Below are 15,039 nucleotides of genomic sequence, written 5' to 3' on the forward strand. Positions count from 1 at the left end.
CGGCCGCGGCCCCCGCACCGTGCGGGTGCGGGGGCCGCGGCCGTACGGGGCTCCGGTTACTCCGCGCCGCCGAAGCGCTCCTTGAAGAGGTCGAGGTCGTCCTCGGTGAGCTTCGCGAAGAGGACCGGCGGGACGATGAACGGGGTGCCGGCCGGTACCGAGGACAGCGAGCGGGCCTCCTCGGCGCTGACCCAGGTGGCGGTGTCGTCCGGCAGTCCGAACGCCGTGCGCATCGCCTTCGCGGAGGTCGGGACGAACGGCTCGGAGACCACCGCGTACAGGTGGATGAGGTTCATCGCGGTGCGCAGGGTGAGCGCCGCGCCCTCCTGGTCGGTCTTGATCTCCAGCCAGGGGGCCTTCTCCTCCAGGTAGGAGTTGCCCGCCGACCACAGCGCGCGCAGCGCCGAGGCCGCCTTGCGGTACTGGAGGGCCTCCATCTGCTCCTCGTACTCGGCGAGCAGGCCGGCGATCTCCTCGCCGAGCTTCGCCTCCGCCGCACCGGCCGCCCCGCCCTCCGGCACCGCGTCGCCGAAGCGCTTGCGGGAGAAGGACAGGACGCGGTTGACGAAGTTGCCGAGGGTGTCGGCGAGGTCCTTGTTGACGGTGGCCTGGAAGTGCTCCCAGGTGAACGAGGAGTCGTCCGACTCGGGGGCGTTCGCCATCATGAAGTAGCGCCAGTAGTCGGCCGGCAGCAGCTCCAGCGCGTCGTTGGTGAAGACGCCGCGGTGCTGCGAGGTGGAGAACTTGCCGCCGTAGTAGTTCAGCCAGTTGAAGGACTTCAGCACGTCGACCCGCTTCCACGGCTCGCGCGTGCCCATCTGGGTGGCGGGGAACATCACGGAGTGGAAGGGCACGTTGTCCTTGCCCATGAACTCGGTGTACGTCACGTCCTGCGCGTCGTACCACCAGGACTTCCAGTCGCGGTCCTCGCCGTCGGCGGCGGCGTCCGCCCACTCCTTGGTGCCGGCGATGTACTCGATCGGCGCGTCGAACCAGACGTAGAAGACCTTGCCCTCGGCGGCCAGTTCGGGCCACACGTCGGCCGGCACCGGGACGCCCCAGTCCAGGTCGCGGGTGATCGCCCGGTCGTGCAGGCCCTCGGTCAGCCACTTGCGGGCGATGGACGAGGAGAGCTGCGGCCAGTGGTCGCCGACCTCCTCGATCCACTTCTCCACCTCGCCCTGGAGCGTGGACTGGAGCAGGAACAGGTGCTTGGTCTCGCGTACTTCGAGGTCGGTGGAGCCGCTGATCGCGGAGCGCGGGTCGATCAGGTCGGTGGGGTCGAGCACCCGCGTGCAGTTCTCGCACTGGTCGCCGCGCGCCTTGTCGTAGCCGCAGTGCGGGCAGGTGCCCTCGACGTAGCGGTCCGGGAGGAAGCGGCCGTCGACCGGCGAGTACACCTGCCGGATCGCGCGCTCCTCGATGAAGCCGTTCTCGTGGAGCCTGCGCGCGAAGTGCTGGGTGATCTCCCTGTTCTGCTGCGAGGAGCTGCGCCCGAAGTGGTCGAAGTCGAGCGAGAAGCCGTCGTAGACCGCCTTCTGCGCGTCGTGCGCCTCGGCGCAGAACTCGGCGACGGGGATGCCGCGCGCGGCGGCGGCCAGCTCCGCGGGGGTGCCGTGCTCGTCGGTCGCGCAGATGTACAGCACGTCGTGCCCGCGCTGGCGCAGGTACCTCGCGTACACGTCGGCCGGGAGCATGGACCCCACCATGTTGCCCAGGTGCTTGATTCCGTTGATGTACGGAAGGGCGCTGGTGATGAGGTGTCGAGCCATCGCGGGCTGCTCCCAAGTCGCTACGTGCGGTGAGGGACGGTGAGTACCGGCCGTCTTATTCGAACCTTGAAATCGTAGCTGACCGCAAAGAGCCGCCCACGGGGGTTTTCACCCGTGGACGGCCCGGTGCGCGTGCGCTGCGGAGCGCGTACGGAGGGTTAACCGGCGGCGGTCTCCGGCTGCCCGCCCTCGGCTGCGGCCGGTCGCCAGGCGGCGAGCAGGCCCGCGTACACCTCGGTGTCGGTCAGCTCGCGCGGGACGGGGCCCGCGTGGAAGAAGCCGGCGTTCGGCGCGGTCAGCTTGCGCAGGTAGTCGAATCCCTTCGCGTCGTGCTCGCCGAAGGCCACGAACTGCCAGAAGATCCCGGGGTCGGCCTCGGCGGCCTCCTTGAGCGCGTCCGTCGCGGCCGTACGGACGTCGGGCGGCCCGTCGGTCTGGAACACGACGAGGGCCGGACGGGAGGGGTCCGCGCTCTTGGCGTGCGCCGCTCTGACCTCCTCGATCGCCCGCTCGTAGTGGGTACGGCCCATGCGTCCGGCCGCCGCGTGCAGCTCGTCGACCCGGTTCTCGAAGGAGTCGAGGCTCAGCTCCCCGGTCCCGTCGATCTCCGTGGAGAAGAAGACGAGCCGCACGCGGGCGTCCGCGTCGAGGTGCGCGGCCAGCGCGAGGACCTGCTCGCCGAGCGCCTGCGCGCTGCCGTCCTTGTAGTACGGCCGCATCGAACCGGACCGGTCGAGCACGAGGTACACGCTCGCCCGCACCCCGGACAGCCCCGCCTCACCCAGCGCGGTCCCGGCGCTCTGGTACGCGGCGGCGAGCGCGGGCGCCTTGGACTTGACGCGGGTGGCGGGGACGGCGGGCTTGGCGGACTTGGCGGTGGACGACTTGGGGGCCGGTCCGGGGGCGGAGGTATCGGCCTTGGGGGCGGTCTTGGGCTTGGTCTGCGGCTTGGGGGCGGCCTTGGTCTCGGACTTCGGCTTGGGGGCGGTCTTCGGCTCGGCCTTGGACTTCGGCTTCGGCGCGGCCTCGGGCTGGGGGGACTTGGCCTCGGTGGCTCCCTCGTCCTTGGCCTTGGCGTCGTCCTTGGCCTTGGCGTCGGCCTTGTCCTTGTCCTTGGCGTCGACCTCGGCTGCGGGCTTCGGCTCCGGCTTGGGCTCGGCTGCGGGCTTCTGCTTGGGCTCGTCCTTGGCCTTGGCCACCGGCTCGGCCTCGGGTTCCGGCTCCGGGGCGGGCTTCTCGGCCTCGGTGGCTTCGGTGGCTTCGGTGTCCTCGGTGGGCTTCGTGGCCTTCTCGGCCTCAGCCGGTTCCGCAGCCTCAACCGGTTCCGCAGCCTCAACCGGCGTCTCGGCGGGGGCCGGCGTCTCGGCCTCAACCGGCTCGGCGGCCTCAACCGGCTCGGTGGGGGCCGACTGCTTCTCGGCAGCAGCCTCGTCCTCCGCCTTCTCCCTCCGGGCGACCGCGCGGTCCTCGCGTTCCTCGACCGGCTCCGACGGCTTCGGGACCGTCGGGGTGGGGGTGGCGGCGTCCTCGTCGGCGCGGTCGAAGGCGGCGGCGACGAGGTCCTCCGCCTCGGAGGCGCGGCGGCGTTCGACCGGGTCGGTGCCCTGCGCGGGGACGGTCGGTGTGGCCGCCTCGGCCGTCGCGGAGCCCTGCCCCCCGGACTCGGCGCCGGTTCCGGCCTCGTCCTCCACGGGCGTCGCGGACGCGCCGTCCCGCGCCTCGTCCTTCGCGTCGGCGGTGTCGACCGTGGCGAGGGCGGTGTCCCCGCCCTGCTCCTGTCGTGCCTCCGGCACGCCGTCCGCATCTGACTTCCGGCGCCCGAACGCGTTCCGCAGAAGATTCAGAATGCCCATGCGCGCACCCCTTCGCGTGAGTTGATTCCCGGTAATCCCTGGCCAGGGCGGATACGTAAGGTTAGCCGCAGTAATACGTGATCATGGGCAGGGTGGTCTTGGTGCGTCCATTACCCGCACCGGGGAAGCTCATGTACTCCTCATCAATTGCCGAACATCCGCCGTACGGGCGGAGTTCACGGTTCCTCCATTCCGCTGCCGCCGCGCTTTTCCGGCCCCCTCCTGGCGTCAGCCCCGTCACGTACCGCACCGGCGAACGACAGACCCAGGAATGGACGGTGGAGACCGTGCGCCCACACCTCCCGCTGATCGGCTCGCACCAGGGCGGCAGATCGGCGTTGACCTGCCGTTTCCGCTGCGGGGACGCGTGCTTCCACGAGGTCCCCAACACGAGTGACAACCCGTACTTCGGCGAGGTCCTGGCCCGCGCGCTGAGCCGCCGCGCGGTGCTCGGCACGGCCGCCGTGGTGACCCTGGCCTCGGCGGCGGGGGCGAGTGTCCTGCCGGCCTCCGAGGCGCGGGCGGCGGGCGGCGGTCCCGGGCACGGCACGCGACCCGGGGACGGTGCGAAGGGCCTGCGTTTCACGCCCGTACCGCCCAACACGGCGGACCGCGTGACCGTTCCGCCCGGATATCGGCAGAACATCGTGATCCGCTGGGGTGAACCGATTCTTCGCGGGGCGCCCGCATTCGACGCGGAACGGCAGTCGGCGCGGGCGCAGGCGAAGCAGTTCGGTTACAACAACGATTTCCTGAGCCTGCTCCCGTTGGAGAGGGAACGGGGTGTCGCGGCCCGCCGGCAGATTCTGGTGGCGAACCACGAGTACACCGACGAGGTCCTCATGTTCCGGGGCTACGACCCGGACGCGCCGACCCGGGAGCAGGTCGAGATCGCGTGGGCCGCGCACGGTCTCTCCGTCGTCGTGGTCGAGGAGGACCGCAGGACGGGGGCGCTGAGCCCGGTGCCCCGGCACGCGCTGAACCGGCGGCTGACGGCGACCAGCGAGTTCCTGCTGACGGGTCCGGCGGCGGGCAGTGAGCTGCTGCGTACCTCGGCCGACCGCACGGGCAGCCGGGTGCGCGGCACGCTCAACAACTGCGCGGGCGGGACGACGCCGTGGGGCACGACCCTGCACGGTGAGGAGAACTTCAACCAGTACTTCGCCCACGCCTCCTCGGTGACCGACAAGCGGTACGGCATCGGTACGGGGGCGAGCGAGCGCAAGTGGGAACGCTTCGACCCGCGTTTCGACGTGGCGCGCGAGCCGAACGAGCCGCACCGCTTCGGCTGGGTCGTGGAACTCGACCCGTACGACCCGGACTTCACCCCGCGCAAGCGCACCGCGCTGGGCCGCTTCAAGCACGAGGCGGCGCAGCCGAGGCTGACCGCCGACGGCCGGGCCGTCGTCTACATGGGCGACGACGAGAAGTTCGACTACCTGTACAAGTTCGTGTCCTCGCGGCGGATGCGCGAGGGCGGCGGGCGCGCGGCCCGCGAGCACAACCGCACGCTGCTCGACGAGGGCACCCTGTACGTGGCGAAGCTGACGGGGGACTCCCCGGCCGCCGAGATCGACGGGAGCGGGAAGCCGCCGGTCGACGGGGAGTTCGACGGTTCGGGCACCTGGGTTCCGCTCGCGACCGGGGACACCTCGCACGTGCCGGGGATGAGCGCCGACGAGGTGTACGTCTTCACCCGGCTGGCCGGGGACAAGGTCGGCGCGACGAAGATGGACCGCCCCGAGGACGTCGAGCCCTCGCCGCGCACCGGCCGGGTGTACGTCGCGCTCACCAACAACACGGACCGGGGCGCGAGCGGCAGGGCCCCCGCCGACGAGGCGAACCCGCGCACGGCGAACAAGCACGGCCATGTGCTGGAGCTGGCCGAGCACTGGGACGACCCGGCGGCGGACGGTTTCGCGTGGCGGCTGTTCCTGGTGGCGGGGGACCCGAAGGACCCGGCGACGTACTTCGCGGGCTTCCCGAAGGAGCGGGTGAGCCCCATCTCCTGCCCGGACAACGTGGCCTTCGACCCGCACGGCAACCTGTGGATCTCCACGGACGGGGCGCAACTCGGCTCGCACGACGGCCTGTTCGGGGTGGCGACGGCGGGGGAGCGGCGCGGGGAGCTGAAGCAGTTCCTGACGATGCCGAAGGGCGCGGAGACCTGCGGCCCGGTGATCCAGGACCGCCGGGTCCTGGTCGCGGTGCAGCACCCGGGCGAGGTCGACGCGGCGAGCGTGGAGAATCCGGCCTCGGTGTGGCCGGACGGCAGGGGCCGCATCGTCCGGCCCTCGGTCGTCGCGGTGTGGCGCGAGGACGGCGGCGCGATCGGCGTCTGAGCGGCGTACGGAGCCGGTGAGTCAGTCGGCGGGGCGGCGGGGGGAGGGCTGGTCCGCCCGGCCGTCCCTTCCCGCTCTCCCCCGCGCGTTTTCCACCAGGACGACCGGCCCTCCACGGCCGCCGTGTTCATGTGGCCTGCGGAGTACCCGCCGCACGCGCCGGGTCCGGGCGTCGAAGGCCGGGGAGGGCGGTGGGGGTTGCCCAGCCGCGCAGTACGGCGTCGATCGTTGACCGGAACGCGGTGTCGGCCGCGGTGCCGTCGAGCCCGCCGGCGAGTTCGAGGGTCACGAGCCCGTGCAGGGCGACCCACAGGGAGACGGCGATCAGTGTGGTGTCGCCCGCGAGGACGTGGTCGGCCACGGCACGGTCGATCGCCGCGACGAGCGGGCGTACCGGGTCGCGGTCGCCGACCCGGGCTGACGGTACGAAGGACTGCGCGCCACCGAACAACACCGCGTAGAGATGGCGGTGTTCGCGTCCCCAACGGCGATACGCCGTGGCCAGCGCGTCCAGGTCATCCAGGGCGGCCTCCGAGGCGGGGACGGCCGTCAGGTCCTGGAACAGGCCGGCGACCGCCTGGTCGCGGACCTCGCGGACCAGCCCGTCCTTCCCCTGGAACAGCGTGTACACCGCAGCCGTCGACGTTCCGGCGGCAGTGGCCAGTGCGCGGACGGTGACCGACTCCTGCGGACGGGTGGCGAACATCTCGGTGGCGCAGGCGAGCAGCCGTTCTCTGACGGCGGCGTCGTTCGTTCTCGGCCTTCCCATGAAAAGCAGTTTACCGGTACTGCTAACATCGTTTCAAAACAGCGTTCCAAAACTCTGGGGGATCACCGTGCCACCAACCGTCATACGTCTTACGCGCCTTGCCGGCCGCCTGCTGGCGGCCACCGCCGCGGTAGTGGGGCTGGTCGCGTTCTTCCTGGCGCTGATCGTCGCCACCGACGGCGCGGGATCGGGGTTCGTCGCATGGTGCGCGGTCGTCGGGATCGCGGTCCTCGCGGCGCTGAGGCGGGGCCGCCGCCGCTCCTGGCGGGGGCGGCTGGTGCCGTACCTGCCCGGGCTCGTCGCGGCGGCCCTGGCGCTGTCGGTGTGCGTCCCCACCGTCCCCACGGCGCGCCGCCCCCCGGCCGCCCTGTCGTCCGTGACCACCGGGCACTGGCGTCTTTCCACCGGCAGCCGGGTCGCGGTCTACCACTACCCGCCCACCGGCGACAGCCCCCGCCACCGCGTCCCGCTCGTCTACCTCAACGGCGGCCCGGTGCGCGGCATCTCCCTGCTCGACCACCGCTTCCTGCGGCGGCTCGCGGGACAGGGCTACGACGTGTACGCCTATGAGCAGGCCGGCGGTGGACGCAGCGATCTGCTGCCCATGGACCAGTACTCGATCACCCGGTCCGTCCGCGATCTCGATGCCTTCGTCGGCAAGCTCGGCAAGGGCCGCGCCGACGTGCTGGGTTTCTCCTCGGGCGCGGTCGTGCTCACCCGGGCGCTGGCCGACCCGGCCGTCGCCGGCCACCTGCGCCGGGCGGTCATCGCCGAGCCGGGCCCGGTGGACGGCCCCACCGCCCGGATGGCCGGGCAGAAGGGCCGGCCGTCGGCCCGCGGCATCGCCCCGGCCATGACCGGACCGCGCTCCACCCATGTCCCCCGGTACGCGGTCGCCTTCGGCCTCATGCGGCTCGGACTGCTCAGCCCGGACAACGGGCTGGTGGGGCAGGCGGAGGGTGACAACGCCTTCACCGCCGCCGATCTCGGCAGCGACACCGCGTCCGCCTACTGCGCGCGGGACGCGCACCGGATCCCGGTCGAGGACACCAGGGAGAACTTCTCCTTCAGCGCCGCCGCCAGCCTCCGCGTCCAGCAGACGATCAAGGACTCCCCCTCCGTCGCCCCTCGGCTCAGGCGCTCCCGGACACCCGCGATGCTGATGCTCGCCGAGTGCTCCTCCCAGGTCCGGCAGTGGCAGACGACCATCCTCGCGAACGATCCCGCCGTCCAGCGCACCCAGTACATGCCCGGCGTCGGCCACCACATGTGGAACGGCCTGGGTGACAACGACGAGCGGGCGGCAGCCGTCATCACCGCGTTCCTCCAGGACGAGCCCGCGCCGCTGCCCGACTACCCGGCCCGGGCTGACGTCCCTGCCTTCCTCCGGGACCACAAGTGAGCGGGAGGCCCGCCCCCCTCCGGCCGCGTCTCAGGCCGCGAGGTCGTGTGCGGCGCGGCGGGCGAGGGCGGGGCGCAGGGCGAGGACGCCGAGGGTGCCGAGCAGGCCCGCGGCGAGCGCCGTCCACCACAGGACGGCGGGACCGGCCGCCGTGTAGAGGGTGACGCCGAGGGTCAGGGAGAGGAAGCGGGCGAGGCCCCAGAACCACTGGAAGGCGCCCTGGTACCGGCCGCGTGCCTCGGCGGGGGCGAGGTCGGCGACGAGGGCGGCGTTGATCCCGGCGGCCAGCACCTCGCCGGCCGACCACACGACGACGGACACGACGAACAGGAACACGCTGTCGGCGAGCCCGGTGAGCGCGACCCCGGCGGCGATGACGGCCCCGGCGACGGCCTGGACCCGCACCCGGTCGAAGTCGGCGAGCCAGTGCGTCGTGAGCGGCTGGAGCAGGACGACGAGGACGGCGTTGACGGCGGCGAGCGCCCCGTACACGGCGGGTCCGAGCCCGCTGTCGTCCACGGCGAGCGGCAGCGCGGCCTCGGTGAGCGAGTACACGAACAGGTGGACGCCGAGGAGCGGGAGCAGCAGGAGGGCGAGCCGGTCGCGCAGCACGACGCCGTAGCCGTGGCCCCCGCCCTTCGCCGGCTTGCCAGAGGGGACCGGGCCGTTCGGCGGCGGCGCGGGCAGCCGGGTCACGACGATCGCGGCGTAGCCGAGCATGGAGGCGGCGTCGACGGCGAACAGCAGCCAGTAGCCGTGCGCGGCGAGCAGTCCGCCCATGATCCCGGCGGCGGCGGTCCCGATGTTCACGCCCCAGCCGAACAGGGCGTAGGCGCGGCGCCGGGCGACCGGGGCGACCGCGTCGGCCATGAGCGCGTACGCGGCCGGGCCGACCGTCGCCCCCGTGGTGCTCAGCAGGAGGGCGGCGGCGGCCATGGTGGCGAGGCCCGGCGCGAAGAACAGCGCGCCCTGCGCGACGGAGGCGCCGACCAGCCCGAACAGCATGGTCGGGCGCCGTCCGATCCGGTCGGCGAGGAGGCCGCCGAGCGCGGGGCCGAGGAGGTTGCCCGCGCCGAGCGCGCCGAGCACCCAGGGCACCTGCGTCCCGGTGATGCCCCGGTCGGCGAGGAAGAAGACGAGGAACGGGGTGACGACGTAGCCGAAGCGGTTGACGACGGTCCCCGCGAACAGCGTCCACACGGTGGCCGGAAGCCCCCGGTAGGCGGCGGGGACGAGGCGGGAGGCGAAGGTGTGGGTGGCGGGAACGGCCGGGGTGACGGGGAGGGCGGGGACGGCGTCGGAACGCTCGGGATCGGGCTCGGTGGGCATGACGCGAGCCTGCGGCCGGCCCCACCGGCGCCGACAATGATTAAGCTCAGGCTTAACCCACCCCGTGGGGCTCCTGGGAGGACATCGTCGTGGACGTCGAACTCACCTTCACCACAGCCGACTTGGCGCACACCCGGTTCGCGGTGTCCCCGATGTGGGAGGTGGTCACGAGCTACCGGCTGCTGCGTACGGCCGCCGGTAACGTGCCGCACCGCCACTGGCTCGCCGAGGTGCGGCCCCGCGTGCTGGCCCTGGGCCTGGGCTCGGGGCTGCTGTCCGAGCTGATCCCTCGGGACGGCTATCTCGCCGACTTCCTGAACCCGACCCCCGCCCGCCCCTTCCCGGACCTGCCGGAGGAGCTGGCGGCGATCCGCGCGACCGCCCCCGGCCAGGTGCGGGCCGAACTGGACCTGCTCGCCGCGCGGCTCCCGTCCGGCGGCGAGGAGGGCCCCGGGGCGCGGGCCCTGCGCGCCGATCCGGCGGCCGGCCTGGAGCGGGTGGCGGCGGAGGTCACGGCCTACTGGGAGGCGGCGGTCGCCCCGTACTGGGCGCGGATACGGCAGTTGCTGGAGGCGGACGTCTTCGGCCGGGCCCGGGAGGTCGCCGAGTACGGCACGGGCCACGTCATGGCGGGGCTGCACGAGACGATCCAGTGGGAGGAGGGCGCGCTGCGCCTGGCGCACCGGGTCTGCGCGCTGGAGAGCGGGGCGAGCGGCCTGGGCGTGCTCCTCATCCCCTCGGCGTTCGTGTGGCCGCGCGTGCTGACGCGGGCCGCGACCGGGGAGTCCCCGCAGATCGCCTATCCGGCGCGGGGGGTCGGCAACCTGTGGGCGGAGCGCGGGTCCTCGGCGAGCGAGGCGGTGGCGGCGGTCGTGGGCCGCTCCCGCGCCCGGCTGCTCGCCGAACTCGGCACCCCGGCCTCGACGACCCGCCTGGCGCGCCTCGCCGCGCTCTCGGTGCCGGGCGCCTCCCAGCACCTCACCGCGCTGCGGGACGCGGGCCTGGTGAGCGCGCACCGCTCGGGCCGCGAGGTCCTGTACGCGCGTACGGCGGTCGCGGAGGCGCTGCTCAGCTCGGCGGCGGCGTAGTCCGCGCCCCCGGGCGTCAGGGGTGGACCTCGTGGAAGAGGGGCGTGTCCGGTACGGCGGCCGGGTCGGCGGTCAGGAGTCGACGCGGCGCAGCAGCCCGGCGAGGGCCGCGTCGAACGCCTCGGGCCGCTCCAGGTTCGGCAGGTGGGCGGCGCCCTCGATCACGTGCAGTTCGCTGTCAGGGACGAGCGCGTGCAGCGATGCGGCGTCCCGCACCGGCGTGTACGTGTCGAGCCGTCCCACGACGACGAGCGCGGGCACGCGGACGGTGCGCAGCAGCGGCCGGTAGTCGGGGCGCAGGGCCCGGCCGCGCAGGGCGGCGGCGGCCCCCTCGGGCGGGGCGGCGCGCATCATGCGCAGGACGTGCGCGGTGGCCTCGGGGCGTGGCCCGGCGGGTTCGACCATGCGCGTCAACACGTCGGCCGCGTACCGGTTCATTCCTTCGCGTGACAGCTGGTCGGCCATGGTGCGGCGGGCGCGTACGCCGTCCTCGGTCTCGGGTTCGGCGAAGGTGTCGGCGAGCAGCAGTCCGCGTATCCGCTCCCCGAACACCGGCAGGCACTCCATGGCGATCTGCCCGCCCATGGACAGCCCGCCGAGCACGAACTCCTCGACGCCGAGGTGGTCGAGGAGCGCGCGCAGGTCCTCGGCGAACACGGAGAGCGGGGTGGTGCCGGGGACGACGGTCGTCTCCCCGTAGCCGCGCAGGTCGGGGACGATCACCCGGCGCCGCTCGCGGAAGGCGGCGCGCTGCGGGTCCCACATCGACCGGTCGAAGGGGTGCCCGTGGATCAGGACGAGGGGGCACCCCCGGGCGGGGGCGGTACGCGGCCCGTCGTCCTCGTACGCGATGCGGATGCCGTTGACCTCGGCGGTGTCTGCCATGGTCAGAGGCTAGGAACCGGCCGCCGCTCGGTGCAATGCTCGGCTTTGCACTCGGTGCGATACGTGGGGCGGGGAGGTGGGCTCGGGTGGAGGAGTACCGGCGGCTGGCCGAGGCGGTGGCGGCGCGGATCGCGGCGGGCCGGCTGCGGCCGGGGGACCGGCTGCCGACGCAGCGCGCGTTCGCGCACCGGCACCGCGTCGCGCCGTCCACGGCGGGCCGGGTGTACGCGGAACTCGTGCGGCGCGGACTGGTGACCGGCGAGGTGGGCCGGGGCACCTTCGTGCGCGCCGTGGAGCCGCCGAGCGGACGCCCGTTGACGCAGCCGGGCGCGGAGGAAGCGGAGGGAGCGGACGGCGCGGCGGTCCCGGTGAACCTGGAGCTGAACTACCCGGTCGTCCCGGGCCAGGCGGAGGCGCTGTCCGCGTCCCTCGCCCCGCTCCTGCGCCCCGACGTCCTGGCCGCCGCGACGGGCACGGTGTCGCCGCGCGGTACGGAGGCGGCGCGGCGCGCGGCGGCCGGACTGTTCGGCCCGGACGCCGACCCGGACCGCGTCCTGTTCGCGGGCAACGGCAGGCAGGCCATCGCGGCGGCCCTGGCCCGCGCGGCCCCGCGCGGCGCCCGCGTCGGCGTCGAGCCCCTGACGTATCCGCTGGTCAAGGAGATCGCGGAACGCCTCGGCCGGATCCTCGTCCCGCTCCCCACCGACGCGTACGGCATCCTCCCGGAGGCCGTACGCGCGCAGCGCCCCGCCGCGCTGTACGTCCAGCCGGTCCTGCACAACCCGACCTCCCGCACGACGCCGAAGGCGCGGCGCGCGGAACTGGCGGCGGTCGCGGCCGAGTTGGACGTCCCGGTGATCGAGGACCGGGTGTGGGCCTTCCTGCGCGAGGGCGAGTCCCCCGCGTCTGAGGGCGACGGCTCTCGTACGTACGTCGTGGACAGCCTCTCGAAACGGCTCGCGCCCGGCCTGACCGTGGGCCTGCTGTACGTCCCGGAGGGGGAGGCGGCCCGTACGGACACGGCGCTGCGCACGGGCGGCTGGAGCGCGGCCCGCTTCCCGCTGGAGGCGGCACGGCGCTGGCTGGAGGACGGTACGGTGGCGCGCCTGAGCGAGGCGAAGAGACGGGACGCGGCGGCCCGACAGGCTTTGGTGGCCCGCCACTTGGCGCCCGGCTTCGTGATCGATACCGACCCGCACGCCTACTACGCCTGGTGGGAACTGCCGCCCCCGTGGCGCGCGGACACCTTCGTCGCGGCGGCCCGCGCGCGGGGCGTCGCGGTGACCCCGGGCAGCGCGTTCGCGGTGCCGCCGTACACGGCACCGCGACGGGTCAGGCTGGGCCTGGCCTCACCCGAACCGGACACGCTGGAGGACGCGTTGGAGCGTCTGGCCGCCCTCGCCCGGTCCCCCGTGAGCGGTGCTCTCAGTCCTTGAACCCGTGCTTGGCGCGCCGGTGCCGGGCGAGCAGGACCCGGCAGTCGACGGCCTGACTGTGGTCGTACACGGCGAGCGCCCGGCGCTCCTGGTCCATGAGCTTGGCGCAGGCGGAGCAGGACGGTTGGGCGTCCCGGCGGTCTTCTCCGGGGGGCAGGTCGGGGTTCTGGTGCGTCACAGGACTTCTCCTCGGCTACGGGCGTTGGCGCGGGCGGCCTCGGCCCGCAGTCGTTCGGCGGGACCGGCGATCCGTACGTCGGTGGGCGCGGCACTCCACTCGCACCCGCCGCGCACCGGACGCAGCCACCAGCGTCCGCCCATCGCGGCCTGGAAACGGGCGATTTGCTCGCGGCGCATGTCGACCACGATGGTCCCGACCGGCGGCTTGGGCGGGGGCGGACCGGACTCCCTGCGGGGGTTACCGAGAGTGGCACCCGTGGCCTTGCCTCCAAGGACGTTGGTCAGCCGCATCGCGACCGCGCACGGCAACGGGTCCACCTCCACGACGGGCCCCTCGGCCCCGAGGGCGCCCCTTATCGGAAGGTCGAACCCCCGTGCGAGTAGGGCGAGATGAAGCGCGGAGGCGATGTCCTGCGGAGGCGGAGTGGCATTCATCCCTTGCGGTCCCTTGTGTTGTGGTACATCACGATAAGAGAATCTTTTCTCGCTACGGAGTGTGAGATCAGGTTCGCGCTGGGGTAGGGACGAACGCAACGGTTGACACGTGTCAGTGACGTCATGACACACCGGCGAAGGGGAGCCACGGTGGCTCGTAGGAACGGTGACGGCGGTAAGCAGGGCGGCAGTTCGGCCCGAGCCTTCGGCACAATGCTGAAGCACTACCGGGAGAAGGCCGGTAAGACGCAAGTGGAGACGGCCAAGGCGATGCACTGCGATCGCTCGCACCTGGCGAGATTCGAGGCGGGCACACGGGTGCCGGACCGGGAGCACGCACAGGCCGCCGACGACTTCTTGGGCGCCGGTGGGGCGTTGATCGTGCTCTGGGACGAGACGGACTGGTATCCGATCGTGGAGCATCCGGACTGGTTCAAACAGCGGGCGCGGATGGACGACGAGGCCATCAGCATCCGGATCTACCAGTCGATGGTCATCCCGGGGCTGCTCCAGGTGAGGGAGTACGCGGCGGCCATCTTCGCCCAGGTAGTCGAGGACGTGCCCGTCGAAGAACGGGTGCGGGCTCGACTGAGCAGGCAGACCCGGTACCTGGAACGCGACGGCCCTTTCCTGATGGCGGTTCTCGACGAAAGCTGCCTGCGCAACTCGGTGGAGAGCTACGAGATTATGCGGCTCCAGTGCGCGCACTTGCTGAAGGTAGGTAGCCAACCCAACGTGTGCATCCAAGTCGTACCGTCGGATTCGCCAAAGGCTGTACGCCCCAATACCCCGTTGATGCTCATCAACCTGCCCACCGGGGTCACTTGGGCGTACTCAGAGTCCATCGACTGGGGGCACTTCAGCGAGGATCCATCGGTCATCGACAACCACGCTCGTACCTATGATGTGCTCAGGGCGGATGCTCTCTCTGCCTCGGAGTCCGCCGTCCTGATCAGGGACGCGATGGAAAGGTACGGCCAGAATGAACCACCTCGACCTCAGCGACGCGAACTGGGCCAAGAGCAGCTACAGCGGAAACAACGGCGGAGAGTGCGTGGAGATCGCGTCCGGTTTCCACGGCGTCGTCCCCGTCCGTGACAGCAAGGTGCAGAATGGTCCCGTCCTGCTGGTCGGCGCGGCCGAGTTCACCGCGTTTCTGGAGTACGCCAAGACGAAGTAGCCCGAAGGGGGCCGGTTTTCGATGAGCGAACGTACCTGGCGCAAGAGCAGCTACAGCGGCAATGACGGTGGCGAATGCGTGGAGATCGCCGACCCGACCCCCTCCGGCACGGTCCCCGTCCGCGACAGCAAACGCGCGGACGGCCCCGTCCTCCTGATCGGCGCGACCGCGTACACGCAGTGGATCAAGAGCAGTTACAGCGGCAACGACGGCGGTGAGTGCCTGGAGATCGCCCCCGGCGTCCCCGGCCTCGTCCCCGTCCGCGACAGCAAGCGGCCGGGCGGCCCCGTTCTATCGGTCGGCGCGGCCTCGTTCCGTGTGTTCGTGGAGTACGCGAAGTCGAAGTAAGCCCACGAAGGGGCCGGTCC

General features: G+C 72.5%; 14 protein-coding genes. 7 read left to right on the forward strand and 7 right to left on the reverse strand.

Annotation, left to right across the window (positions count from 1 at the left end; all coding sequences use genetic code 11):
- Nucleotides 1–56: 56 nt before the first annotated feature.
- Nucleotides 57–1,772 (reverse strand): methionine--tRNA ligase, encoded by a 1,716-nt coding sequence (metG, locus tag AB0J21_RS09815; protein ID WP_363145337.1) that lies wholly within the window; start codon nt 1,770–1,772, stop codon nt 57–59.
- Nucleotides 1,773–1,930: 158 nt separating this feature from the next.
- Complete coding sequence (locus AB0J21_RS09820) at nt 1,931–3,565, reverse strand: VWA domain-containing protein (RefSeq protein WP_363145338.1); 1,635 nt, start codon at nt 3,563–3,565, stop codon at nt 1,931–1,933.
- Between the two features lie 347 nt (nt 3,566–3,912).
- Between AB0J21_RS09820 and AB0J21_RS09825 the strand changes: the two genes are divergently transcribed.
- Nucleotides 3,913–5,967, forward strand: a complete 2,055-nt coding sequence (locus tag AB0J21_RS09825) for a PhoX family phosphatase (RefSeq protein ID WP_363145339.1) — start codon at nt 3,913–3,915, stop codon at nt 5,965–5,967.
- Nucleotides 5,968–6,094: 127 nt separating this feature from the next.
- On the opposite strand, the gene AB0J21_RS09830 is transcribed toward AB0J21_RS09825, so the two are convergent.
- On the reverse strand, nt 6,095–6,736 hold the full coding sequence (locus AB0J21_RS09830; RefSeq protein WP_363145340.1) for a TetR/AcrR family transcriptional regulator: 642 nt from the start codon (nt 6,734–6,736) through the stop codon (nt 6,095–6,097).
- A 67-nt stretch (nt 6,737–6,803) separates the two neighbouring features.
- Here AB0J21_RS09830 and AB0J21_RS09835 point away from each other — a divergent pair, with 67 nt between their 5' ends.
- Entirely contained in the window at nt 6,804–8,138 is a 1,335-nt protein-coding gene (locus AB0J21_RS09835; protein WP_363145342.1) for an alpha/beta fold hydrolase, read from the forward strand.
- A gap of 30 nt (nt 8,139–8,168) precedes the next feature.
- Here AB0J21_RS09835 and AB0J21_RS09840 read toward each other — a convergent pair whose 3' ends face one another.
- Entirely contained in the window at nt 8,169–9,467 is a 1,299-nt protein-coding gene (locus tag AB0J21_RS09840; protein WP_363145343.1) for an MFS transporter, read from the reverse strand.
- An 89-nt stretch (nt 9,468–9,556) separates the two neighbouring features.
- Between AB0J21_RS09840 and AB0J21_RS09845 the strand changes: the two genes are divergently transcribed.
- Nucleotides 9,557–10,555, forward strand: coding sequence for a DUF5937 family protein (locus AB0J21_RS09845; protein WP_363145344.1), 999 nt, complete (start codon nt 9,557–9,559; stop codon nt 10,553–10,555).
- 72 nt (nt 10,556–10,627) lie between these two features.
- Here the strand turns inward: AB0J21_RS09845 and AB0J21_RS09850 are convergent, their stop codons facing one another.
- Nucleotides 10,628–11,440, reverse strand: a complete 813-nt coding sequence (locus AB0J21_RS09850; RefSeq protein ID WP_363145345.1) for an alpha/beta fold hydrolase — start codon at nt 11,438–11,440, stop codon at nt 10,628–10,630.
- An 86-nt stretch (nt 11,441–11,526) separates the two neighbouring features.
- Here AB0J21_RS09850 and AB0J21_RS09855 point away from each other — a divergent pair, with 86 nt between their 5' ends.
- Nucleotides 11,527–12,876 carry a PLP-dependent aminotransferase family protein gene (locus AB0J21_RS09855; protein ID WP_363145346.1) on the forward strand — a complete coding sequence of 450 codons (1,350 nt, stop codon included), beginning with the start codon at nt 11,527–11,529 and terminating at the stop codon, nt 12,874–12,876.
- On the opposite strand, the gene AB0J21_RS09860 is transcribed toward AB0J21_RS09855, so the two are convergent.
- Entirely contained in the window at nt 12,866–13,054 is a 189-nt protein-coding gene (locus tag AB0J21_RS09860; protein ID WP_363145347.1) for a hypothetical protein, read from the reverse strand. The two genes, AB0J21_RS09855 and AB0J21_RS09860, sit on opposite strands and share 11 nt — an antisense overlap.
- Complete coding sequence (locus tag AB0J21_RS09865) at nt 13,051–13,491, reverse strand: hypothetical protein (protein WP_363145348.1); 441 nt, start codon at nt 13,489–13,491, stop codon at nt 13,051–13,053. Before AB0J21_RS09865 ends, AB0J21_RS09860 begins: the two co-directional genes overlap by 4 nt.
- Nucleotides 13,492–13,704: 213 nt before the next feature.
- Between AB0J21_RS09865 and AB0J21_RS09870 the strand changes: the two genes are divergently transcribed.
- The 3 genes from AB0J21_RS09870 to AB0J21_RS09880 are packed head-to-tail and all read left to right on the forward strand — an operon-like array spanning nt 13,705 to nt 15,019.
- On the forward strand, nt 13,705–14,589 hold the full coding sequence (locus tag AB0J21_RS09870) for a helix-turn-helix transcriptional regulator (RefSeq protein ID WP_363145349.1): 885 nt from the start codon (nt 13,705–13,707) through the stop codon (nt 14,587–14,589).
- On the forward strand, nt 14,546–14,671 hold the full coding sequence (locus AB0J21_RS09875) for a DUF397 domain-containing protein (RefSeq protein ID WP_363145350.1): 126 nt from the start codon (nt 14,546–14,548) through the stop codon (nt 14,669–14,671). Before AB0J21_RS09870 ends, AB0J21_RS09875 begins: the two co-directional genes overlap by 44 nt.
- A 21-nt stretch (nt 14,672–14,692) precedes the next feature.
- Nucleotides 14,693–15,019, forward strand: a complete 327-nt coding sequence (locus AB0J21_RS09880; RefSeq protein ID WP_363145351.1) for a DUF397 domain-containing protein — start codon at nt 14,693–14,695, stop codon at nt 15,017–15,019.
- Nucleotides 15,020–15,039 lie beyond the last annotated feature (20 nt).

Source organism: Streptomyces sp. NPDC049954 (genome assembly GCF_040656295.1).
Taxonomy (GTDB): domain Bacteria; phylum Actinomycetota; class Actinomycetes; order Streptomycetales; family Streptomycetaceae; genus Streptomyces.

Coding starts and splice junctions, on each gene's coding strand:
- metG (WP_363145337.1), bottom strand. CDS start 1,772: ATGGCTCGACACCTCATCACCAGCGCCCTTCCGTACATCAACGGAATC.
- AB0J21_RS09830 (WP_363145340.1), bottom strand. CDS start 6,736: ATGGGAAGGCCGAGAACGAACGACGCCGCCGTCAGAGAACGGCTGCTC.
- AB0J21_RS09840 (WP_363145343.1), bottom strand. CDS start 9,467: ATGCCCACCGAGCCCGATCCCGAGCGTTCCGACGCCGTCCCCGCCCTC.
- AB0J21_RS09850 (WP_363145345.1), bottom strand. CDS start 11,440: ATGGCAGACACCGCCGAGGTCAACGGCATCCGCATCGCGTACGAGGAC.
- AB0J21_RS09865 (WP_363145348.1), bottom strand. CDS start 13,491: ATGAATGCCACTCCGCCTCCGCAGGACATCGCCTCCGCGCTTCATCTC.
- AB0J21_RS09870 (WP_363145349.1), top strand. CDS start 13,705: ATGCTGAAGCACTACCGGGAGAAGGCCGGTAAGACGCAAGTGGAGACG.
- AB0J21_RS09880 (WP_363145351.1), top strand. CDS start 14,693: ATGAGCGAACGTACCTGGCGCAAGAGCAGCTACAGCGGCAATGACGGT.